This window comes from Streptomyces sp. NPDC127190 (assembly GCF_042672505.1).
Lineage (GTDB): Bacteria > Actinomycetota > Actinomycetes > Streptomycetales > Streptomycetaceae > Streptomyces.
In genome coordinates, this window is record NZ_JBHXVE010000007.1 from 158,009 (window position 1) to 179,711 (window position 21,703).

A 21,703-nucleotide genomic window follows, 5' to 3' on the forward strand; every position below is an offset into this window, starting at 1 on the left:
CGGGTGGGCGGCGGGAGGCCGACGGTGGCGACTAGCCATGGCCCGCGGCCGCGCGTGCCTTCTCGGCGCGGCGGCGCGCCTCCCGTGCCGCTCGGTCCGCCTGCCTGGTCCGGTCCCGGGCGGACTGCTCGGCCGTGCGGGCCCGGTGCTGTTCCTCCTCGGCCTGGCGCAGCTCGGTGCGCAGGGTGCGCACACGGTCCGTCGCCTCGGCCAGCCGCCGGGTCCCTTCCTCCGCCTCCCGGGCAGCGGCCTCGGCCTCCCGCTCCCGCTCCCGGAGTTCCCGCTCGGCGGCCTCGGCCTCCCGCTCCCGCTCCCGGAGTTCCCGCTCGGCGGCCTCGGCCTCCCGCTCCCGGCGTTCCCGTTCGGCGGTGCGGGCCTTCTCGTGGGTCTCGGTGCGGCGGTGTGTGGCGGACGCCGTGCGGTCCTGCCCGCGGGGGCGCTTCTCCGGGCCTTGCGCTGGGGTCGTGCGGCGTCGGCTGAGCGTGGCCTCGTCGGCCGCCGGGAAGCCGAGGGTGGCGTGCAGCGGCCGTACCAGCCGGCCCGCGGCCCACTCCCGGGCGGCCTCGGGGTCGGCCAGCACCGCATGCAGGGTCTCCTCGACCTCGCGCCGTACCTCCTCGCCCACCGGATGCCCGGCCTCCGCGGCCAGCCGGCCGGCCTGCCGGGCGAGGGCGGCGATCACCTCGTGCTGCCGGCGGGCGAGGGTGCGCAGCCGGGGCCCGTCCAGTTCGCGGTGGGCGCGGCGCAGCTCCTCGCCCAGGCCGAGCAGCGCTCCCGCCTCCTCCGGCCGGCCGCGGACCAGGAGGTTGCTGACCCAGGCGGCGAGATTCGGCCGCCGCAGCGCACCGATCCGCCGGGCGAGGTCCGGGTCCCCGGAGCCGCGGGCGTCCCGGGCACGGCGGTCCCGGGCGGCGACGAACTCCTCCGGCCGCAGTCCGTACAGCTCGTCGGCGACGGCGTCCAGATCCACCGGCGCTCCTCTCGGGGATGCGGTGACCGCTCCCGGGTTCCGCGCCGGGCGAGGTTCACCCGTTCGGGGGACGGTTCGGCTCGCCGTGCCCTTCTCGGCTAGAGCCGGCCGGATGATGCCGTGCAAGCCCACGGCACCGGGCCGGGGCCGGGCGACGCCGAGGCGAACAGCGGACGCCGGGACACGGCCAGAATTGCATCTCTCGTTTTCTTGAACCACTCGTGTTTATGAGGGTAGGTTCGGCCCCATGACCGCCTCCCCGACCCCGACCACCGCCGAGGAGCTCCGCGGTGCCGGCCTGCGCGTGACGGCAGCCCGCGTCGCGCTGCTGGAGACCGTCCGGGACGGCGACCACCTCGGCGTCGAGGCGATCGCCTCCGGGGTCCGCGACCGCGTAGGCCACATCTCCCTGCAAGCCGTCTACGAAGCGCTGCACGCCCTCACCGCGGCGGGTCTGGTCCGCCGGATCGAGCCGGCCGGGCACCCCGCCCGGTTCGAGGGGCGCGTGGGCGACAACCACCACCACGTCGTGTGCCGGTCCTGCGGTGCCGTCGCCGACGTCGACTGCGCGGTCGGTGACGCGCCCTGCCTGACCGCCTCCGACGACCGCGGCTTCTCCATCGACGAGGCCGAGGTCGTCTACTGGGGCCTGTGCCCCGACTGTTCCACTGGCCGCAGTTCCTGAGCACCGAGTTCCGCACAGTTCGGAAGGATTGCCATGACTGAGAACCACGACGCGATCGTCACAGACGCCAAGTCGGAAGGGGCGAGCGGCGGTTGCCCCGTCGCCCATGAGCGGGCGCTGCACCCGACCCAGGGCGGCGGCAACCGCCAGTGGTGGCCGGAGCGGCTCAACCTGAAGATTCTCAGCCCGAACCCGCCGGCGACCAACCCGCTGGGCGAGGAATTCGACTACGCCGAGGCCTTCCAGAGCCTCGACCTCGCAGCGCTGAAGCAGGACATCGCCGAGGTGCTCACGACGTCGCAGGACTGGTGGCCGGCCGACTTCGGCAACTACGGCCCGCTGATGATCCGGATGGCCTGGCACAGCGCGGGCACCTACCGCATCAGCGACGGCCGCGGCGGTGCCGGTTCCGGCCAGCAGCGCTTCGCCCCGCTCAACAGCTGGCCGGACAACGTCAACCTGGACAAGGCCCGCCGTCTGCTGTGGCCGGTGAAGAAGAAGTACGGCCAGAAGATCTCCTGGGCCGACCTCATGGTCCTCGCCGGCAACGTCGCCCTGGAGTCCATGGGCTTCACCACCTTCGGCTTCGGCGGCGGCCGCGAGGACGTCTGGGAGGCCGAGGAGGACGTCTACTGGGGTCCCGAGACCGCCTGGCTCGACGACAAGCGCTACACCGGCGACCGCGAGCTGGAGAACCCGCTCGGCGCCGTCCAGATGGGTCTGATCTACGTCAACCCCGAGGGCCCCAACGGCAACCCGGACCCGCTGGCCGCGGCCCGCGACATCCGTGAGACGTTCCACCGGATGGCGATGGACGACGAGGAGACCGTCGCCCTGATCGCCGGCGGCCACACCTTCGGCAAGACCCACGGCGCCGGCCCCGCCGACCACGTCGGTCTCGACCCCGAGGCCGCCGGGATGGAGGAGCAGGGCCTCGGCTGGAACAGCACCTTCGGCACCGGCAAGGGCAAGGACGCCATCGGCTCCGGCCTGGAGGTCACCTGGACCACCACGCCGACCCAGTGGAGCAACAACTTCTTCGAGATCCTCTTCGGCTACGAGTGGGAGCTGACCGAGTCCCCGGCCGGCGCCAAGCAGTGGCGGCCGAAGGGCGGCGCGGGCGAGGGCACCGTGCCCGACGCCCACGACCCCTCGAAGAAGATCGCCCCGGGCATGCTCACCACCGACCTGGCGCTCCGCTTCGACCCGATCTACGAGCCGATCTCCCGCCGCTTCCTGGAGAACCCGCAGGAGTTCGCGGACGCCTTCGCCCGCGCCTGGTACAAGCTCACCCACCGCGACATGGGCCCGAAGTCGCTGTACCTCGGCCCGGAGGTCCCGGAGGAGACCCTGCTGTGGCAGGACCCGCTGCCGGAGCGCGAGGGCGAGCTGATCGACGAGGCCGACATCGCGGCCCTGAAGACCAAGCTGCTCGACTCGGGTCTCACCGTCTCCCAGCTGGTCTTCACCGCCTGGGCGTCCGCCTCCACCTTCCGCGGCAGCGACAAGCGCGGCGGCGCCAACGGCGCCCGCATCCGCCTGGCCCCGCAGCGCGGCTGGGAGGCGAACGACCCCGACCAGCTCGCCCAGGTGCTGCGCGTCCTGGAGGGCATCCAGCAGCAGTTCAACACCGGCGCCAAGAAGGTCTCCCTGGCCGACCTGATCGTCCTCGGCGGTGTCGCCGCGGTCGAGAAGGCCGCGAAGGAGGGCGGCTTCGAGGTGCGGGTGCCCTTCACCCCGGGCCGCGTCGACGCCGGTGAGGAGCACACCGACGTCGAGTCCTTCGATGCCCTGGAGCCGACCGCGGACGGCTTCCGCAACTACCTCGGCAAGGGCAACCGCCTGCCGGCCGAGTACCTGCTGGTCGACAAGGCGAACCTGCTGACGCTGAGCGCCCCCGAGATGACCGTGCTCGTCGGCGGTCTGCGCGTCCTCGGCGCCAACCACCAGGGTTCGCAGCTCGGTGTCCTCACCGCCACCCCGGGCGTCCTCACCAACGACTTCTTCGTCAACCTGCTCGACATGGGTACGACGTGGAAGTCGACCTCCGAGGACCAGACCACCTTCGAGGGCCGCGACGCCGTCACCGGCGAGCTGAAGTGGGCCGGCAGCCGCGCCGACCTGGTCTTCGGCTCGAACTCCGAGCTGCGCGCGCTCGCCGAGGTCTACGCCAGCGACGACGCGAAGGAGAAGTTCGTGAACGACTTCGTCGCCGCCTGGACCAAGGTCATGGAACTCGACCGGTTCGACCTGCGCTGACCCCCGCGGTAAGCACATCCGGGGCCGCCCACCGGGCGGCCCCGGATCGTCATGTCCGCTCGCGGCGCACCGTGCGAGGGGCATCAGTCAGTGTGGCATCAGTCGGTATCGAGGCCGTCGATCAGACGGTTGAGGAACCGGGTGAAGGTGGCGTCGGGGGTGAGGGGACGCCCGGGAGCGGAAAGGGCTTCGGCGAGTTCCGGGTGGCGGCCGTCGGCGGCGACAGCGGCCAGGTAGCGGGCCTCGGCTGCGGCCCGGTCCGGTGATCGTGACACTGCGGCCTGCGCGATCTCATGGGCGACGTGCCCGGCCACGAACGCGGTGATCTGGGCGAAGACCTCCAGCTTCGCCGCACCGTCCAGCCCGGTCGGCCGCAGGACGGCGAGCACGTGTTCCAGGAAGGCCAGCGTGTTGGGGCCCGGGACGCGACGGGTGGACAGGGCGGCGGGCAGCCAGGGGTGGCGCAGCATGTGGGCGCGCTGTAGCCGGGCCACGGTCTTCAGATCGGCACGCCAGTCACCGCTGGGTGGGTCCGTGAGCGTGAGTTCGCCGCTGACGTGGTCGACCATCAGTTCCAGCAGCGTCTCCTTGTCAGGGGCGTAGCTGTAGAGCGACATGACGCCCGCCCCGACCTCGGCGGCCACCCGCCGCATGGTGACCGCGTCGAGTCCTTCCGAGTCCGCCAGAGTGACGGCCGTCGCGGTGATCGTCTCCCGGCTGAAGGAGGGCCTGCGGCCCCTGCGGGGCTCGGCGGGTCGAAGCCAGAGCTGTTCGGGATCGACGCTCTCGGCGCCGGACTTTCCGTCCCTGGACACGACGTCGCACTCCTTCCCCAGGTAGTTGAGGTGGCTCTTGCCAAGGTCATCCAAGCACCCTCTATTCTCGTACGGCGTACGGAAATAGAGGAGTGGAACGATGCCATCACGCATGCCCGCCGCCGTAGCCGGACCGGCCTGGGTGCCACCCGCCGGAAAACCGCCACTGTCCTCCCGCATGATGAGGGCGACCTGGCGAGGTCTGCCGGAGAAGCGGCACGAGGTCGGTTGGGAGCCGGGACTGGCAGTGCCGGCCGCCGACGGCAGCCCGTTGATCACTGACCACTACTTCCCGCGCGCCCAGGGCGACTTCCCCACCCTCCTGGTCCGCTCCCCCTACGGCCGAGGCCTGCCCTGGTCACCCCAGTACGGCCTGCTCTTCGCCGAACAGGGCTTCCATGTGGTCCTTCAGAGCTGCCGCGGCACCGGAGGGTCGGGCGGCATGTTCGATCTGTGGCGCAACGAGGCCGCCGACGGCCAGGCCACGGTGTCCTGGCTGCGCGAGCAGCCCTGGTTCAACGGAACACTGGGGACCGTCGGCCCCAGCTACCTGGGCTATGTGCAATGGGCCCTGGCGTTGGACCCACCGCCGGAACTGAAGGCCATGGTGGTGCAAGTAGGGCTGCACGATCCCTACGCCCTCTTCCACGCAGACGGTGTGCTGCGTCTGGAGAACGCCCTCGCCGTGGGCGTGGGCATGAACTACCAGCACCAGGGCATGGCACCGTTCCTCAAGGCGACGCTCCGCCTTCAGCGCCGCCTGCGCGACGTCACCACCGCGCAGCCCCTGCGGGGGGCGTACGTGTCAGCCCTCGGCGGCGAACTCCCCTGGCTGGACGACGTGATGACACACCCGGACGCCAAGGACGCCTACTGGCAGGGCGCGTCGTTGGCGGAGTCGGCGCAGCGGCTCCGCGTGCCCACGGCTCTGATCACCGGGTGGTACGACGCACTGGCCGACCAGACCTTCGAGCAGTACGACCGGCTGCGCCAGGCCGGATGTGAGACCGCCCTGCTCGTCGGTCCCTGGACCCACACCTCCGCCCTCCAGCAGGGGTGGCCCGAGGTGTTCGCCGAGAGCCTCGCGTGGCTGCGCGCCCACCTGTACGCCGATCCCTCCGGCCTGCGTCCCACCGCGGTGCGTGTGCACCTCGGCGGCGAAGACGCCTGGCGGGACCTCGACGACTGGCCGCCGGCCGCGGCTGCCACCTCGTGGTACCCCGTCCCCGGCGGGCATCTCACCCGGCAGGCCCCCACGGACTCCGCACCTGTGGCCTCGTTCCGCTACGACCCGGCCGACCCCACCCCCTCCCTGGGCGGCCCACTGCTCTCCCGCACCGCCGGTCCCCGGGACAACGCCACCCTGGAGGCCCGGGACGACGTCCTGACCTTCACCGGCCCACCACTGACCGAGCCCATGGACATCCTGGGTCCCGTCTCCGCACGGCTGAGCATCTCCACGGACACCGGACACGCCGATGTCTTCACCCGCCTGTGCGACGTGGACCCGCAAGGCCGCTCCGTCAACATCTGTGACGGGTTCGGCCGGCTACAGACGGCCGGGCAGACGCCCTCGCAGGTCGTCGTGCCGATGAGCTCCACCGCCCACCGCTTCCCCGTCGGCCACCGCATACGCTGGCAGATCAGCGGAGGCGCCCACCCGCGCTACGCCCGCAATCCCGGCACCGGCGAGTCGCAGCTGGACGCCACCACCTTCACACCGGTGCGCATCACGCTCCACACGCACTCGACCCTGGTACTTCCCAGCAGCTCTGGGCTCACGTAATTCGCCGGCTCTCCGGGGAACGTCGACGAGCCGGGCCGTGCGGCCCGGCTCGCAGCCGTACGGTCCGAACGGCTCGCGGAGGGGCCGGACCGGCCCAAGAGAACGCTCCCGCGCGCATGCGAGGGTGGGACCGTGCTCCGCGCCGCACCCTGCCCACGACCCGCCGACGGCCCCGCCCGCGGGCCCGGGCGGCGGCGCTCCACCGCAGCCGCCGGGCGGCACCGGCCACCCGGCGAGGAGTGAACGACCATGGCCGAACGCACCCCGCCCCCGCACCAGCAGAGCCCACCGCACGATGAGCCACCGCACGAAGGCGCACTCGACCAGGACCCGCTGCACCCCGCGGCCCCACAGCCGCCGGGCGACCTCGGCCGCCGGATCCGGCGCCGCCGCACCGAGCTGGGCCTCAGCCGGGACGAGCTGGCCTTCCGCGCCGGCATGGCCGAGGCCTACGTCGCCCACCTGGAGGAACACAGCACCGCAGCGCCGGACGTCGGCACCCTGCTGCGGCTCGCCGGCGCCCTGCGCACCAGCCCCGTCGACCTCGCCGGCGGACACACCAGCCTGCCCGCCGGCATCGGACAGGCCGCCCGCTACGCCCGCCTCGGCGAACTGGACGAGCAGGAGTGCAGGGAACTGCTGGCGACCCATGGCGTGGGCCGCGTCTCCGTGAGCACCGAGGGAGCGCCGGTCGTCGTACCCGTCAACTACAGCGTCGTGGACGGCGCGATCGTCTTCCGCACCAGCCCCGGCTCGGTCACCACCCGGGGACTGGGCCACGAGGTCGCCTTCGAGGTCGACCGGGTGGACGACGCGCTCAGCCAGGGCTGGAGCGTGCTGGTACGCGGCACCGCCCGAGCCGTGACCGACCCGGCCGAGACCCGACGCCTCGCCGAGCGCGCCTACAGCACCCCGTGGGCCGGCGGCGAGCGCGATCTCTGGGTGCGCATCGAGCCGAGCGCGCTCACCGGCCGCCGTATCGACGTGTGGTGACCCCCTCGGACCCGCCCCTCCGCCTCTCGTCACCCGCGCGGTCCAGCGGTCGGTCCTGCGCCCGCACCGCCGTTCCCGTGCCTCCCGCTGGGCCGAAGAGACCCGCACCGGGACCGCCCGGCCCCTGGGCGCGCCACGGTGCCGGGAGGAGGCTCGACGTGGAGGCCCGGACGAGGGAGGGACAGTCATGGGGTGGTACATCGCGGCGGATGTCGACGGATCCCCGCATGCCCTCGCGGCCGCACACCGGGCCGAGCAGCTGCTCCAGGACACGGTCGGCCATGTGCGCGCCGCGCGCCCCGCGCCGACCGGCGACGCGCCCGTCACCGCGCTGCTCGCGGCGGCCACCGACACCGACACGCTGGTACCGGGCTCGCTCGGGCTGGGCCGGACAGCCGGCCCTGGCCTCAGCGTCGGCCCGGCCTGCGATGACCTGTTCGCCCGCGCCCGCGACTATGCCCGGCGACGCGTCGGCGGCGTCGCACCGGCCGTGTCCGCCGCGGAGGCGCTCGCCGCCGAGCGGGCAGCCGGCGCGGTGTTGCGGCTGTGGTGCGTGAGGTACCCGGAGGCGGCCGTCAGCCGGACCGTCACCGACGGGCCGGTGGCCCCCGCCGTCATCCACCACGCCCGCCACCCGCACGCCTGAGCCCCCGCCGCCCCCACCCGAAGGACACGGTCCCATGCGTATCGTCATCGCCCTCGGCGGCAACGCCCTGCTCCGCAGGGCCGAGTGCCCCGGTCCGGACGTGCTGCGGGCCAATGCCCTGCGGGTGGCCACCGCGCTCGCCCCGCTGGCACACGAGCACGATCTCGTGCTCACCCACCCCGAACTCCCCGACGCGGGCGGCCCGCTCCCGCCGGACCTCTCCGTGGCGCAGGCGCAGGGGGTGATCGGCTCGCTGCTGGCCCGTGCGCTGCGGGACGCGCTGCCCGGCCGCCGGATCGCCGCGCTGGTCACCCACACGCTGGTCCGGGCGACCGGCCCCGCCTCCGCGCCGGAGCGCATCCTGGAGACGGCCACGGTCCGGGAGCTCCTCGCGAGCGGCACCCTGGTGATCTGCTCGGGCGGTGGCGGCATACCGGTGACCGCCGGTGGCGGCCTGCTGGAGGGGACCGCGCCGGAGGCCGACAAGGACCTGGCCGCGGCCCTGCTCGCCGAGGACATCGGGGCCGACTTCCTGCTGATCCTCACCGATGTGCCGCACGTCTACACCGGCTACGGCACCCGCGACCAGCGGCCCGTCCTCGAGGCCACACCCGCCGAGCTGCGCGACGGCCGGTACCCGGCGGACTCCATGGGACCGAAGGCGGAGGCGGCGGCACGGTTCGTGGAGCGTACGACGGGACTGGCGGCCATCGGCTGCCTCGACGCGGCCTACCAGATCGTCCACGGCCGGTCCGGCACGCTGGTGCGCCCCGAGCTGTCCGTCGGCTGAGCGCCCGGCTGTACGAGTTTCCCAGTACCGCCAGTAACATGATCACCTTGTCTCTGGGTGTACCTGTCAATGAAATCCGCGCCGTCCCTGGACGCGCCCTGCCCGGAGAAGTCCATGTCTTCTGTCGACGACGCGCTGGAGAACGCGCGCCTCACCTACGAGCAGCACCTGCACACGTGCCGTCAGTGCCACGCCCACGCCGTGCCCTGTGCCGTGGCGAAGCACCTGCTGCGGCTGTACAACCTCGCCCGCCGGGACCGGATGCGCGGCGCCGGACCGGGCGCCGCACAGGCCTGACGGACTCGGCCTGACGGACTCAGCTTCCGTACAGCTCCCCGGTGTTGGGGTGCGGCGGCGGGGCGTGCCGGGCCGCCGGGCCCCGTGCGAACACGCCGAGCAGGTTCTCCGTGGTACGGGTGACGAAGGCGCGGGTGCGGGCGTCCATGCCGTGGTCCCGGCCGAGTTCGCCGGTCCCCGCCACCAGCGCCTCCACCCAGCGCATGGTGCCGGTCGCGAAGACCCCGGCCCCGCCGGCGGTGGTGTAGTACGCCGAGTCGCTGTGGCTCGCCCGGCCGGCGCACACCAGCGGGGAGTGCGCGGTGATCTCCAGCGGACCCGGCGCCGGCATGCCCGGCACGACCCGGTCGTACTCCACCCCGACGAGATGCGCGAAGCCCTCGCCGGCGCGCACCCCGGTGCGCTCGTACAGCCAGTGGCGGGCCGCGTGCACCACATAGGGCGCGTCGACCGGATACCCCTCGTACAGCACGCCGGTGAGCGAGGACTCGGGGTCGGCCGCCGGCGGCAGCCGGTAGTCGGTGGTGACCAGCTCGGGCCGGGAGGCGTAGCAGGGGTCGGCGCGGTAGGAGGTCTTGTAGCACACGACCGTACGGCCGTCCGCCTGCTCGCCGGGCTCGAGCCGGACCCGGCGGAAGCAGGTGTTGGCACCGAGGAAGGCGACGTTCGTGCCCGCGTCCCGGGCGGCCGTGACGTGGGCACGCTGCTCCGGCGTCCAGTACTCGTCGTGTCCCAGGCAGACGACGGCGTGCGCGCCCCGCAGCACGGCGGGGTCCCGGTGCACGTCGACGCCCGTGCTGTAGGCCAGCGGAACCCCGAGCCGCTCGGCCAGCACCACCAGCGGCCGCTCGTACACCAGGAACTTCTCCGCACCGTTTCCGTCGTACGGACGGTCGAAGCTGACCGCGAGGGACCGCGTGGCGTACGCGCCCGACGCGCCGGCGTACAGGCTGCTGCCGCCCCAGCGGTTGTACGCCTGCCAGGTGGCCGGGGCGTGCAGCAGGACGGTACGGCCCGTGCCGTCGGTGGAGCGGACGATCAGCGGCACGTACCGCTGGTGTCCGGTGTCCGTCTCCAGCCGTAGCAGATAGGCGCCCTCGGGCCAGCCGTCGGTGTCCACCGACAGGGTGGCCGGCCAGTCGGCGCGCACCGTGCGAGTGGCCGGCAGCACCAGGGGGGCGCTCTGTGCACGGCCGGGTATGCGCCCCGAGGTCCAGATCCGGCGCGCCTGCCGGCCGCCGTACCAGCCGACGCGGAACGCGGAGACCCGGAAGGCGCCCGCGGTCGTCGACACATGCAGGGCGAACTCCTCGCCCGGGGTCACACTGACCCGGTCCGTGTAGCCGGCCACCGCGTCCGGCGGACTGGTGCCGGCGAGCCGCCAGTCGGCGCTGCCCGGGGCCTCCCGCTCCGCCTCCGGCCTGAGCCGCCCCGGCTGGGCGTGGGCCGTGTACGTCCGGGTGCGCGTGAACGTGCAGGCGGCCGTGGTGAGCCCGGCCCCGGCGCACACGCCGAGGAAGCGGCGGCGGCCGAGACCGTCCGACGGGGGAGTTCCAGGTGCCGGAGCCACGTCACCTCCCAGGGGTGGATGCCTGCTCCAGCCTCCCGACGGGCCCGCACCCTCCGCAACCCGCGCGGGGAGCCGGATCGTGGCGGGGGAGCGGCGGACAGGCCCCTGCACCGGGATCTCCGGGCTGCCGCCGTACGGGTGACACGCGCGGCTGCCCGGGCCGGCGCGCTAGAAGGGCGGCCGGTCGAGGAGTTGGAGGAGCCACTGGGCGGTCTGTTCGGCGCCCGGCTCGGAGCCGGACGCGGTGGGGAACATCCGGCCCCAGGACGCGGCTCGGCCGAGGGCGCTCAGTCGCCAGGCGAGGCTCGCCGCACGCCGGAGGTCGGTCATCGTGCGGCCGTCGCCGGTCCAGGGCTCCAGGTAGGCGTCGCGCAGCCGGGGCAGCACCTGCGGCCCGTAGCGGTCGCGGGCCCGCTCGGCGGTGACCCGCAGGCTGAGGAACGGGTGGGAGACGGCCGCGTCCCCCCAGTCGAAGAAGGTGAACCGGCCCGGCGCCGGGCGGAACAGCTGGCCGTCGTGCAGGTCGGCGTGGTCGAGGGTGTCGTCGACGCCGAGGGCGGCGAGTTCGGCACACCAGTCGGCGAGCCGGGGCCGCAGGGCCGTGAGCCGGGCGCGCTGTTCCGGGGAGAGGGCCGTGGCCCGGGCGAGCAGCGCGTCGAAGACACCGGGCAGACCGGTGGTCCGGGCGGCGGGGACGCCCAGCCGTTCCATCGCCCGGCCGTGCGGGACGACGGCGCGCTGGAGGCTCGCGTACTGGCGCAGCAGCTCCTCCCACGCGTCCGCGCCGACCGGCTCCCGGGCCAGCACGGCCCGGAACGGTTCGCCCCCGTCCGGCAGCAGCGACCAGCCGCGCCCGGCGTCGACGGCCAGCGGCTCCAGCACCTGCCCGGGCACCCAGCGGGCCAGCGCCGCGGTCAGCGGGCCCTCGAACGCACTGGCCGGCGGATTCGCCTTGAACCAGACGGCGTCCCGCCCCGCGACCGGTGTCCGCACCAGCACCGACCACGGCCGCAACCGCACCTGCCGGGCGCCGTCCGCCCGCAGGCCGTGCTCGGCGAGACGGTCCCGGACCCAGCCGAGGGCCGAGGCCCGCCACTCCTCCTGCTCCCAGGGAGTCACGGCGTCCGGATAGCCGCCCCGGTCCACCGCCGTCGTATCCGCATGGTCCATCGGGCCATCCCAGCAGCCCGGCCTCCCGCCCGGCCAGCAGATTTCAGCGCCGGACCCCGCACACACGTGCGCCCCCGGAGAGGCTCCGGGGGCGCACGCGCGGTTCAGCCGGTCAGGCCTGCTGCCTGCGGCGCAGCGTCAGGTACGTACCCGTCGCGCCCGCGGCCAGCAGGGCGCCCGCACCGAGGCCCACCGGCAGCACCGGGAAGCCGGAGGAGTCGGTCGCGTCGGCCGTGTTCTGCATCGCCGGGCCGGGAGTGATGTCGGTGGCGACCGGGGCGACGTGGTGGATCGGGCCGACGGAGCGCACCGAGCCGTCCGCCTTCAGCAGCACCTGCTTGTTGTTCGGGTGCCGGAAGTCGAACAGGCCCGCCAGGGAGCCGGCGGTCGCGTCGAAGGAGTGGTCGCCGATCCGGCCGGTGCGCCAGTTGTCCTCGATGAACCGGGTGATGGACGCCTGGTTCGTCAGGGTGTGGTCGACCTTGTTGACCTTGCTGTACGGCGAAACGACCAGCAGCGGCTGCCGGGTGCCGGGGCCGCAGCGGTCGGCGTAGCCGCCGGCCGCCTTCGGGCCGTGCTGGCAGGCCGGGCTGTCGATGGCCTTGCCGTTGGAGCCGGTCGAGGTGTCCGTGGAACCGTTGCGCGGGGCGACGTAGGCGTGGTCGTACCAGCCGTCGGAGTCGTCGTACGCGATCACGATCGCCGTCGACTTCCACTGCGGCGAGCTCTGGATCGCGTTGATCTGCCCGATCAGGAAGTGCTGCTCGTCGGTCGGGTCGGAGTAGGCCGCGTGGCCGTCCTGGTAGGCGCCGGCCTTGACGAAGCTGACCGCCGGGAGCTTGCCCGCCTTCAGGACGGCGGAGAAGTCCGTCAGGTCGTAGTTGTGGTTGGCCTGGCCGCTGTGGCCGATCTCCGAGACGCTCTTCGGCGGCAGGTGGTGCGGGTTGGCCGTCGACTTGTAGTACGCGAACGGGTTGTGGTGCGGGCTGTAGTCCGTGACGGACGCGCCGCCCAGATTGGTGTGCGTGGCGTCGCACTTGGCGTAGTCGCCCTGCTTGCCGTCCCACGCGGTGGTCGGGCGGAAGCCGCCCTGGAACCAGCCCCAGCTCACCTTCCTGGCGTTGAGCAGGTCACCGATGTTCCTGCCCTGCAAGGACGCGAGCGCGTTGCTGCTGGTGTGGTCCTTGCCGGAGCAGTCGTCGTAGGCCGGGTCGGGGTCGTTGACGAGCGTGCCCACGCCGTGGGCGTCCGGGGACAGGACCGTGTAGGGGTCCGGGGTCGGGGTCTGCTTCGGGTTCTCGGTGCCCGTCTTCGGGTCCATGGAGACGACACCGTGCGTCTGACCGGAGATCAGGTTCAGCGCGCCGGGCGTGGACGGGCCGTACACCGAGCTGTAGGAGCGGTCGCTCATCGCGTAGTGCTGGGCGTAGTTCCACAGACCGGTGACGGTGTTGCCGTCGTAGTAGTCCATGACCAGGCCGGGCTCGCCGAACAGGCCGCCGCTGCACTTGTCGACCTCGGTGTTCTGCACGAACTGGTCGGCCTTGCCGCCGTTGTAGGCGTACTGCTCCGGGCCGTAGGAGTGGTTCTGGTCGCAGGTCATCGCCTGGGCCGGGGACAGCCGCTTCGGCGTGTACTGGTTCGGGTTCTTCGTCAGCAGCCCCGCGTGCGCGAGGGTGTCGATGTTCTTCGGGGTGTTCTTCGCCGCCTTGAACGTCGTGCCGTCCGTGTTGGCGGCCTTCGGGTAGGTGGCGAAGTAGTGGTCGAAGGAGACGTTCTCGTCGTACAGCACGACCACGTGCTTGATGGGAGTGGCGGTCGAGGAGTGTCCGCCCGGCGTGCCGGCGGGCACCGCCGCCCAGCCGGGCGCGTTGCCGCCGAGCGCGGTGAGCGCGGCGGCTCCCGCGAGCGCGCCGAGAGTCCGCAGCGCGGCTCGTCTTCCTCTGCTGGCCATGGTGGTCTACCCCTTCGGACAGAACGTCTGTGCGTCGTACGAGCAGGGATGCTGCGCCCGCCGCAGGACGCGCCGGCGGAGCCATGATGGCCCGTGGGTGAACACCGAGTCAGGGATCCTGGGGCAAAACTTGACTCTGTGTTGACCCGTTCGGCCGTGGAGTTGTCCGGACAGGTTCAGGCGAGCAGCGCGCGCCCGTACCAGTCCGAGGCGTCCCGCACACCGGGCAGCGCGAAGAAGTAGCCGCCGCCGAACGGGGAGATGTAGTCCGTCAGCGGCTCACCGGCCAGCCGGTGCTGCACGGTCTCGAACTGCCGGGCCAGGTCCTGCTGGTAACAGAGGAACAGCAGGCCCATGTCCAGGTTGCCGTTGGCGTCCATGCCCCGGTCGTAGTTGTAGGCGCGGCGCAGCAGCCGCTGGTCCGCGGTGGCCGGGGTGCGCGGGTTGGCCAGCCGCATATGGGCGTCCAGCGGGATGACGTCACCCTTGGGGTCGTCGGCGTACTTCGGTGTGTCGTGCTCGTGGTCGCCGTCCAGCGGCGCGCCCGACTCCTTCGCCCGGCCGAACATGCGCTCCTGCTCACTGAGCGAGACCCGGTCCCAGAACTCCACCAGCATCCGGATCAGCCGGACCACCTGGTAGCTGCCGCCGACCGCCCACTCCGGCTCGCCCATGCCCCGGCCCACCCACACCAGCCGGTCCATCTCCCGGGCGCTGGTCGGGTCCGGGTTGGCGGTGCCGTCCTTGAACCCGAGCAGATTGCGCGGGGTGCCCGAGGGCCGGGGCGGGCTGCTGAAGCCGTCCAGCCGCCAGCGGACCTGGAGGCCGCCGCGGGTGTGCCGGGCGATGTCGCGCAGCGCGTGCAGGGTGGTGTCCGGGTCGTCGGCGTGCAGCTGGAGGCTGAGGTCGCCGTGACACCACTCGGCCTTCAGATCGTCGTCGGGGAAGGCGGGCATGGCGGTCAGCCGCCGGGGTCTGCGGGCCGCGAGTCCGAACCGGTCGTCGAAGAGCGAGGCGCCCGCCCCCACGGTCACGGCCAGCCGGCCGCCGGGCACCTGTGCGCCGAGGACGCCCGAGTCGGCGGGCGGGCCGGTGATGCCGACCGGGGACGGCGTGCCGCCCGAGGTCAGGAAGCGGGCCCGCTCGGTGAGGGTGCGCAGCAGCTCGGCGAGGTCCGCGCGGCTCTCGGCGGTCACATCCAGGGCGGCGAACACACAGGTGCGGCGCGGGGCGGCGATGGCGGAGGCCTGGTGCGGGCCGTGGAAGGGGGCCAGGGCGGCGGCCGGCGCGGCGGCCTCCGGCGCGGCGGGGGCGGCGGCCCCGGTCGCGAGCCCGGCGCCGGCGAGGGCGGCACCGCGCAGGAAGCGGCGCCTGCCCAGGCCGTCGGCGGGGGCGTCACCGGGTACGCGGTTCACACGGTCCTCCGCGGGTCGCACAGGGTCGCCACCGACGCCAGTTGCTCCACCAGGCCGCCGAGGACCGCGTTCACGTCCTCCCGGCGGGCGCGGTCGAGCCGGTCCAGCGGGGTCCACCCCGCCGGGCCGTGGAACCCGTCGAGGGTGTGCCTGGCCCGGTCCAGTTCCTTGTGGAGCGCGGGCAGGCCGGCGTACCGGGTGGCCAGGACCGGCTCCAGCCGGGACAGCACCTCACGGGTGCCGTCGAGATTGGCCCGGGCGGTGGCCAGATTGCTGCCGCTGCCGTAGTCGGTGCGGCCGGTCAGCTCGAACTGCACGGTGTTCTCCAGGATCTCGTGTGCGCGCAGCCCCAGTTGGGCCGGGTCCATACGGGTCTGCGCCCAGCTGTCGCGCAGTGCGGTCACCGCCTGCACCAGCGCCGCCGCCGGGCCACGCAGGCTCGCGGCCGACGCGCCGTGCCACAGCCCGTACTCGACGCGGTGGAAGCCGGTGAAGTCCTTGTCGCGCACCCCGCCGGGCAGGCCCGCGTCGGTGCCGTTGATCCGCCCGTCCGCGTCGCCGAAGGCGTCGTATGCCGCTCCCAGCCGCTCGTACTCCAGATGCGCCGGCAGCCACGCCGACCGCGCCGCCGCGAGGTCGCCCCGGTCGACGGCCTGCCGGAGCTTCGTCGTCAGCCGCACCACCTCGGTGAGCCCGCCGCCGACCCACTTCTGGTAGGCGAGCGCCGGCGGGATCAGATCGTGCTGGCTGACCGGGGCCGCGCCCGGGCCGGGCCGTCCCGAGGTGATGCGCACGGTGGGGCCCGTGACGGCGTCGGCGTCGTCCGGCACGCACTCGAAGGCGTACGCGCCCTTGCCGAGCCGGACGGTCAACTGCCGGGTGGTACCCGGGCCGATGCCCTCCACCTCGCCGTACACCGTGTGGTCGGCCGGGTTCTCCAGATACACCTCGGCGGCGCCGTCGGAGGTGTTGTGCAGATCGAAGGTCCGCACCCCCGACTCGGGCCGGGTCCAGCCGCGGCCGCAGTGGCTCGGCGACACCTCCACCACGATGTGCCCCGACGGACCGGTGACGGCCCGGCCGTGCCGCGGCCCGCCGGGCGAGAGGGCCGGCGACACGACCGCGAGCACCACGGCGAGGGCGACGAACACGGCGGGGGCCGTCCGGAGACGGGCCCACCGCGTGCCGAGGCGGGGCGACGGCATGGCGAGCCTTTCCGGACGACGTACGCAGCGGCCTCATCGTAGGCGCCCGCACGGTACCGAACAGCCGTCCGGGGGCTCGGGTGGCCGAGAATTTCCCCGGGGTTCACCGGCCCGTGGCCGCGGCCCTCGCTCAGCGCACCGGGTAACCGAACGCGTACCCCTGCTGCTTCAGCCAGGGCAGCAGGGTGCGCAGCGCCGCGACGGTCTGGGAGCGGTCGCCGCCCGCGTCGTGGAAGAGCAGCGTCGGCCCGTTGGCCAGCTCGCTCTTGACGGTGTTGATGATCGCGGCGGTGCCCGGTCGCTCGAAGTCCTTGGAGTCGACGTTCCAGCCCAGCGGACGCATCCCGTGCGAGGCCGCGAGGTGCCGGCTGTACGGGGTGAAGGCGCCGCCCGGGGCCCGGTAGTACATCGGCGCCACGCCACCGGACGCCGTGGTGATCTGCCGCTCGGCGTCCAGGATCTGCTGCGACTGGTAGGCCTCGGACTTCTTGTCCATCGTCACGTCGTGCGACACCGTGTGGTCGCACAGCCGGTGCCCGGCCGCCACCACCTGCTTGACCAGGTCCGGGTGCGCCTGCGCCTGGGTGCCGACCATGCAGAACGTCGCCTTCACCCCGTTGTCCCGCAGCACCCGCAGCACCTGCGGCGTCCAGAGCGGGTCCGGGCCGTCGTCGATGGTGATGTTGACCGCGTGCGCGCCCCCGTCGGAGGCGTGCACGATCGTCTCGGACACGGCCGCCTGCCTCGGCGCGCTCTGCCGGGCCGACGCGTCGGGCGCGGCGGCCGCACGCCCGGGAACGGCGGAACCGCCCGGCTGCCCCGCCTGCGCGGTCCACACCGAGGTCGCGGCCGCCACCGCCGTGACTCCGATCGCTGCCGCGACCATCCGGCCGTACCATCCCCGCCCGCCGTGTCGCGCCATGTCCGCTCCGCCCCCTGTGTCGATGAGTCCTGGTCCGTCTGGCAGGACGAGCGGCGTCCCGGCGCCGGCTCACTCTGTTACCGATCGCGGACAATATCGCGGCGGTTCCGGGACAGCGTCGCCGACGGGGTACCCCGTCAGGGGTAACGACGGCCCCGGGCATGAGCACGAGGTGATCCTGATGGCGCCAGCACCGGCGGGCACATACGACGCGACCCCGGGGCCGCCGCGGCCCGAGGCCCTGACGAGGATCATGCTCAGACCGCTCGCCAGCAGCCTCCCCCTGGGCTTCTTCGCCTTCGGCACCGGCAGTGTGCTGCTGAGCGCGGTCCAGTTGCAGTGGGTGCCCCAGGACCAGACCAGACCGCTGATGCTGCTGGTGCTGGCCTTCGTGGTGCCCCTGGAACTGCTCGCCGGGATCTTCGCGTTCCTGGCCCGCGACGGCGGCGCGGCCTGCGGGCTGTCCGTGCTGGCCTGCGCCTGGGCGGGCAGCGCGCTGGTCAGCCTGTCCGGACCGGTCGGACAGCGCAGCCCCGCCATGGCGGTGTTCCTGCTCACCGTGGCCCCGCTGATGCTGCTCCTGTGTGCCGCGTCGCTCCCCGGCAAACCCCTGTTCGGTCTCCTGCTGCTGACCGGGGCCTGCCGCTTCGTCCTGACCGGCGCGTACCAGGCCGGCGGCCCGGAAGTGCTGCGGTCCGCCGCCGGCTGGATCGGCACCGTCCTGGCCGCGTTCGCCCTGTACGGCGGCTTCGCCCTGCTCCTGGAGGACTCCGCGCAGCGCACGGTCCTGCCCCTGGGCCGCCGGGGCCGGGCGCGGACCTCCCTCCAGGGCGACCTCGGCCACCAGCTGGAGCGCACCGAGCGGGAGGCCGGCGTCCGACGGCAGCTGTGACCCGAGCGCGGGAAAAACGGGCTGCCATCCCCTGTACGCAGCCGCTACCGTGCCCCTGGTCCAGAGCAGCCTCGACTTCGGCAACGTCCTCGGCATCGTCTGGCGGCTGCACCACGCCTGGCCGGACAGCGAGCCGGCGCCGGTCGACCGCGCCGGCCACAATGCGGCCGCCCCCGGCATGGCGGACGCCCGGGTGGCGGCCACCGACCGGTACGCGGCCCGCGGCCGGCCGGCGCCGCTCGTCCACCCGGAATCCGTACGGCCCTCCACGCGGAAGAAGGTCACATGACGCCACCGCCCCGCCTCGGCCCGCTGCTGGACCAGTTCGACTTCGCGCACGACCGGCTGGTGAGCCGGCTGGCCGGGCCCGTCTCGGACAGCGGCGACGGGACCGAGACCGAGGTCGGGCCGATGACCGACGACGAGTACTTCTGGGAGCCGGTGCCCGGGTGCTGGTCGGTCAGACGGCGCGCGGACGGCCCCGGGCCCCGCGCGACCCTGCTGGCCGGCGCCGGTGCCTGGGGCCGGGACGCCGCCGCCTACCCGCACCCCTGGCCGCCGCCGGTCACCACCATCGCCTGGCGGCTGAGCCACCTCACCGAGATGCTCACCCTGCGCGCGGACCACACCACCGGCAGCCGCTCGGCGACCCGGGAGACCCTGCCGGTCAGCGGGTCCGCCGCGGACGCCGTCGCCGCCCTCCGGGCCGGTGCCGCGGCCTGGCGCCGGGCACTGCTGGGCGCCGACGACACCGCGCTGGACACGGTCGGCTACTGCGCGTACCCCTACGGCAGCGACCCGGAGGAGCCGTTCCTGGACATCGTGTGGTGGGTCAACCAGGAACTGCTCCACCACGGAGCCGAGATCGCGCTGCTGCGCGACCTCTACCGGGCGAGTCACCCCGCCTGAGCCGCCGCTCTCGCCGTCACCCGGGGAGCGACATGTACAGGCGCGTCCCGCCGGGCCGGAAGCCCACGCGCTCGTACACCCGCCGGGAGCCCTCGCCCGAGTACTCCAGCCACACCGACCGGGCGCCACGGGAGAACTGGGTCGCGGCCAGCGTCGCGGTGACCGCGCCCGCGATGCCCCGCCCCCGGTACGCGGGCAGGGTGCCCACGCCCGCGAGTTCGGCGGTGCCCTCGGCGATGGCCGAGCACAGGGCACCGCCCGCGCAGCCGCCGCCCGCAGCCCGCACGAACCGGACGGCCCCGCCGCCCTCCGCGGTGCGCCGCAGCCGGGCCGCGCCCTCGGGGGAGGGCGCCCACTCGCCGCCGAACGCCTCGGCCAGGGCCGCGTCGAGCGCGGCGTAGTCCGCGTCCGTGGCCGGAGCCACCACGCGGACCGGCGGCGCCGGCTCCGGGCCGGACTCCGGCGCGACGAGCGTCTCCGGCGTACACACCAGGTACTCGTGGACGGCCTCCGTGCCGAAACCGGCCCGGCTGAGCGCGGGCGCCACCGTGGGGGCGGCGTCCGGGGCGAACTCCAGCCGGGGCATGAGCCCGCGCGCCCGGAAGGCGGCGATCAGGTCGGCGACGTCCCGCTCGGACGGCTCGGCGCCGGGCAGCGGGGAGGCGTAGTTGACGTACTGACTGGACGTCGAGGGGTCGAACCCCACGACGAAGCCGCCGACTTCACAGGCCGCCGGGCGGCGCAGAAGGTGGGCGACGGAAAAGCTCTGCACATCGGTGCGCACGCTGAGAACCTCACGGTGAGAGATGCATGGATCGACCTCGTCCCACGCAATGCGTGACGAGATGACGACGAGGTGGACGGTGCCGGGAGGGGCACCGCATCGTCGGGCCGCCGTGAGAGGGCGTGACGAACACGGAGGAACGCTGCCGGAGAGCAGGAGCCTCAGTGCTGACGGCGGCCGCTGCGGGACGCCGGAACCATGGACTTCAGTCCTTCGAGAGAAGAGTTTCCGAAAAAGTCGAACACCGGTGATCTTGCCACCCGTTGGCGCGCGGGGCAAGAGGTCCGGCGGCCCGGGGCTCAGGCGAAGACCACCTCCGCGGAGGCGTGCCGGAACTCTCGGCCGCCGGCGACCCGCAGACGCGCGCCCCCCTCGAAGGGGCCGCCGTCGGCGAGGAGATGCTCGCCGGCGAAGGCCGGCCGGTGCAGCCGGTAGGACAGCGACCGCACCCGGCGTTCCGGCGCGTGCCTGCGCACCAGCTCCAGCATGAGCAGGGCCAGCAGCGGCCCGTGCACGACCAGCCCGGGATAGCCCTCCACCGCCCGGCAGTAGGGCGTGTCGTAGTGGATGCGGTGGGCGTTGGCGGTGAGCGCGCTGAACCGGAACAGCAGCGTCTCGTCCGGCCGCAGCCGCAGCCGCCACGGCCCCTCCGCCTCCGGTACGGCCGTATCGTCGAGCGCGGCCGGAGGGCTGGGCGGCGCGGCACCCGCCCCCGACCGGTAGACGATGTCCTGCTCCTCCACCAGACGGACCCGGCCGCCCTGGCGGAACTCCTGGCGTTCGGTGACGAACAGCAGTTCACCGCTGCGGCCCTGCTTGGGGGTGACCGCGGCCAGGCTGCTGATCCGCTCGGCGGGCTCACCGAGCAGCAGCGGCTCGCGGATCTCGCAGCGTCCCCCGGCGAACATGCGGCGCCGGTCCGGAAGGGGCGGCAGGAAACGGGCCTCGCGCGGATGGCCGTCGGGGCCGAGGGCGTGCTGCGGCACCCAGTGCAGGAAGTACAGCCACTGCCACAGCGGCGGCAGCGGGTCACCGGCCCCGGCCACGCGGTCGGGCAGGTCGAGCAGCGCCGAGAGGGCCGCCGCCGGTCCGGGCGGCAGGACGTCCTCGTCGCGGACCGGCCCGGGGTGCCAGGACGCCACATGGGACGCGAGCGGGGAGGGCATGGGCTCGTTCATGCCGCTCATCATGGGGGATCGCCCGACAGTGGGTCCCCGAACCCGCTGGACCGGCCGCCAAGTCACAGGAAAGTACGCTTACTTGTGCTCGCCGGTGCCGCCGGTCACCGTCGGGTACGGTGAGCAGGATGAGTCCTGTGGCCGTCTTCCTGCTGGGTATGGTGGGCGCGTTGGCGCCTGAGATCGTCCGCCTCTACGAGATCCGCAATGATCCGGCGCGCTTCCAGTGGTCATGGTTCTACCTGGTCGTGTCGCTCGCGTTCGCGGGGCTCGGCGGAGTGCTCGCGCTGGTGCTCCCCGCGACCACCTACTGGGGCGCCCTGTACGTGGGGGTGTCGACGCCGGTGCTGGTGAACTCCATGGTGCGCAAGGGCCGGGACCGCGCCCGGGCACAGCTGCGGTCCTGGCCGCGCACCCCCGAGCGCTACTCGCTCCTCGACTCCTACGTGTACGGGCTGTAGAC

At 73.6% G+C, this 21,703-nt stretch carries 20 protein-coding genes and 1 pseudogene; 11 read left to right on the forward strand and 10 right to left on the reverse strand.

Annotated elements, in window-relative coordinates; all coding sequences use genetic code 11:
- Positions 1 to 31: 31 nt before the first annotated feature.
- Positions 32 to 970 carry a hypothetical protein gene (locus ACFVIU_RS13970; RefSeq protein ID WP_385842624.1) on the reverse strand — a complete coding sequence of 313 codons (939 nt, stop codon included), beginning with the start codon at positions 968 to 970 and terminating at the stop codon, positions 32 to 34.
- A 247-nt stretch (positions 971 to 1,217) separates the two neighbouring features.
- Between ACFVIU_RS13970 and ACFVIU_RS13975 the strand changes: the two genes are divergently transcribed.
- Complete coding sequence (locus ACFVIU_RS13975) at positions 1,218 to 1,655, forward strand: Fur family transcriptional regulator (protein WP_385842625.1); 438 nt, start codon at positions 1,218 to 1,220, stop codon at positions 1,653 to 1,655.
- A gap of 33 nt (positions 1,656 to 1,688) precedes the next feature.
- On the forward strand, positions 1,689 to 3,914 hold the full coding sequence (gene katG / locus ACFVIU_RS13980; RefSeq protein WP_385842626.1) for a catalase/peroxidase HPI: 2,226 nt from the start codon (positions 1,689 to 1,691) through the stop codon (positions 3,912 to 3,914).
- Positions 3,915 to 4,012: 98 nt separating this feature from the next.
- On the opposite strand, the gene ACFVIU_RS13985 is transcribed toward katG, so the two are convergent.
- Positions 4,013 to 4,729, reverse strand: a complete 717-nt coding sequence (locus ACFVIU_RS13985) for a TetR/AcrR family transcriptional regulator (protein WP_385842628.1) — start codon at positions 4,727 to 4,729, stop codon at positions 4,013 to 4,015.
- Between the two features lie 181 nt (positions 4,730 to 4,910).
- Between ACFVIU_RS13985 and ACFVIU_RS13990 the strand changes: the two genes are divergently transcribed.
- The 5 genes from ACFVIU_RS13990 to ACFVIU_RS14010 all read left to right on the forward strand — a co-directional run bounded on the left by ACFVIU_RS13990 (position 4,911) and on the right by ACFVIU_RS14010 (position 9,241).
- The gene (locus tag ACFVIU_RS13990; RefSeq protein ID WP_385842794.1) at positions 4,911 to 6,515 is read left to right on the forward strand and encodes a CocE/NonD family hydrolase; all 1,605 of its coding nucleotides are present in this window, start codon (positions 4,911 to 4,913) and stop codon (positions 6,513 to 6,515) included.
- 249 nt (positions 6,516 to 6,764) lie between these two features.
- Positions 6,765 to 7,508 (forward strand): helix-turn-helix domain-containing protein, encoded by a 744-nt coding sequence (locus ACFVIU_RS13995; RefSeq protein WP_385842629.1) that lies wholly within the window; start codon positions 6,765 to 6,767, stop codon positions 7,506 to 7,508.
- A gap of 187 nt (positions 7,509 to 7,695) precedes the next feature.
- Complete coding sequence (locus tag ACFVIU_RS14000) at positions 7,696 to 8,154, forward strand: hypothetical protein (RefSeq protein ID WP_385842631.1); 459 nt, start codon at positions 7,696 to 7,698, stop codon at positions 8,152 to 8,154.
- Between the two features lie 34 nt (positions 8,155 to 8,188).
- Positions 8,189 to 8,944 (forward strand): carbamate kinase, encoded by a 756-nt coding sequence (locus ACFVIU_RS14005; RefSeq protein ID WP_385842632.1) that lies wholly within the window; start codon positions 8,189 to 8,191, stop codon positions 8,942 to 8,944.
- 114 nt (positions 8,945 to 9,058) lie between these two features.
- Positions 9,059 to 9,241: a hypothetical protein gene (locus ACFVIU_RS14010; RefSeq protein ID WP_385842633.1), complete on the forward strand. Its 183-nt coding sequence runs from the start codon at positions 9,059 to 9,061 to the stop codon at positions 9,239 to 9,241.
- Positions 9,242 to 9,260: 19 nt separating this feature from the next.
- Here the strand turns inward: ACFVIU_RS14010 and ACFVIU_RS14015 are convergent, their stop codons facing one another.
- The 6 genes from ACFVIU_RS14015 to ACFVIU_RS14040 all read right to left on the reverse strand — a co-directional run bounded on the left by ACFVIU_RS14015 (position 9,261) and on the right by ACFVIU_RS14040 (position 17,477).
- The gene (locus ACFVIU_RS14015; RefSeq protein ID WP_385842634.1) at positions 9,261 to 10,811 is read right to left on the reverse strand and encodes a N,N-dimethylformamidase beta subunit family domain-containing protein; all 1,551 of its coding nucleotides are present in this window, start codon (positions 10,809 to 10,811) and stop codon (positions 9,261 to 9,263) included.
- Positions 10,812 to 10,979: 168 nt separating this feature from the next.
- Positions 10,980 to 11,981 carry a phosphotransferase gene (locus tag ACFVIU_RS14020; protein ID WP_385842635.1) on the reverse strand — a complete coding sequence of 334 codons (1,002 nt, stop codon included), beginning with the start codon at positions 11,979 to 11,981 and terminating at the stop codon, positions 10,980 to 10,982.
- Between the two features lie 112 nt (positions 11,982 to 12,093).
- Positions 12,094 to 13,935 carry a phospholipase C gene (locus ACFVIU_RS14025; protein WP_385842636.1) on the reverse strand — a complete coding sequence of 614 codons (1,842 nt, stop codon included), beginning with the start codon at positions 13,933 to 13,935 and terminating at the stop codon, positions 12,094 to 12,096.
- Positions 13,936 to 14,111: 176 nt separating this feature from the next.
- Positions 14,112 to 15,350, reverse strand: a complete 1,239-nt coding sequence (gene efeB / locus ACFVIU_RS14030) for an iron uptake transporter deferrochelatase/peroxidase subunit (protein ID WP_385842638.1) — start codon at positions 15,348 to 15,350, stop codon at positions 14,112 to 14,114.
- Positions 15,347 to 16,555, reverse strand: coding sequence for an EfeM/EfeO family lipoprotein (locus ACFVIU_RS14035; protein ID WP_385842640.1), 1,209 nt, complete (start codon positions 16,553 to 16,555; stop codon positions 15,347 to 15,349). The genes efeB and ACFVIU_RS14035 overlap by 4 nt, the downstream gene beginning before the upstream one ends.
- A 130-nt stretch (positions 16,556 to 16,685) precedes the next feature.
- Positions 16,686 to 17,477, reverse strand: a complete 792-nt coding sequence (locus ACFVIU_RS14040) for a polysaccharide deacetylase family protein (protein WP_385842641.1) — start codon at positions 17,475 to 17,477, stop codon at positions 16,686 to 16,688.
- Between the two features lie 181 nt (positions 17,478 to 17,658).
- Here ACFVIU_RS14040 and ACFVIU_RS14045 point away from each other — a divergent pair, with 181 nt between their 5' ends.
- From ACFVIU_RS14045 to ACFVIU_RS14055, 3 genes and pseudogenes are all read left to right on the forward strand, one after another.
- Complete coding sequence (locus ACFVIU_RS14045; RefSeq protein WP_385842642.1) at positions 17,659 to 18,369, forward strand: GPR1/FUN34/YaaH family transporter; 711 nt, start codon at positions 17,659 to 17,661, stop codon at positions 18,367 to 18,369.
- Between the two features lie 55 nt (positions 18,370 to 18,424).
- Positions 18,425 to 18,658: pseudogene (locus ACFVIU_RS14050) on the forward strand (prolyl aminopeptidase); the annotation flags it as partial.
- Positions 18,655 to 19,278 carry a DinB family protein gene (locus ACFVIU_RS14055; protein ID WP_385842644.1) on the forward strand — a complete coding sequence of 208 codons (624 nt, stop codon included), beginning with the start codon at positions 18,655 to 18,657 and terminating at the stop codon, positions 19,276 to 19,278. The pseudogene ACFVIU_RS14050 and the gene ACFVIU_RS14055, both read left to right, overlap by 4 nt.
- A 16-nt stretch (positions 19,279 to 19,294) precedes the next feature.
- Here ACFVIU_RS14055 and ACFVIU_RS14060 read toward each other — a convergent pair whose 3' ends face one another.
- The gene (locus ACFVIU_RS14060; RefSeq protein ID WP_385842645.1) at positions 19,295 to 20,062 is read right to left on the reverse strand and encodes a GNAT family N-acetyltransferase; all 768 of its coding nucleotides are present in this window, start codon (positions 20,060 to 20,062) and stop codon (positions 19,295 to 19,297) included.
- Positions 20,063 to 20,361: 299 nt separating this feature from the next.
- Positions 20,362 to 21,240 carry a hypothetical protein gene (locus ACFVIU_RS14065; RefSeq protein WP_385842646.1) on the reverse strand — a complete coding sequence of 293 codons (879 nt, stop codon included), beginning with the start codon at positions 21,238 to 21,240 and terminating at the stop codon, positions 20,362 to 20,364.
- A 128-nt stretch (positions 21,241 to 21,368) separates the two neighbouring features.
- Here ACFVIU_RS14065 and ACFVIU_RS14070 point away from each other — a divergent pair, with 128 nt between their 5' ends.
- Positions 21,369 to 21,701, forward strand: a complete 333-nt coding sequence (locus ACFVIU_RS14070; RefSeq protein WP_385842648.1) for a hypothetical protein — start codon at positions 21,369 to 21,371, stop codon at positions 21,699 to 21,701.
- Positions 21,702 to 21,703: the final 2 nt, after the last annotated feature.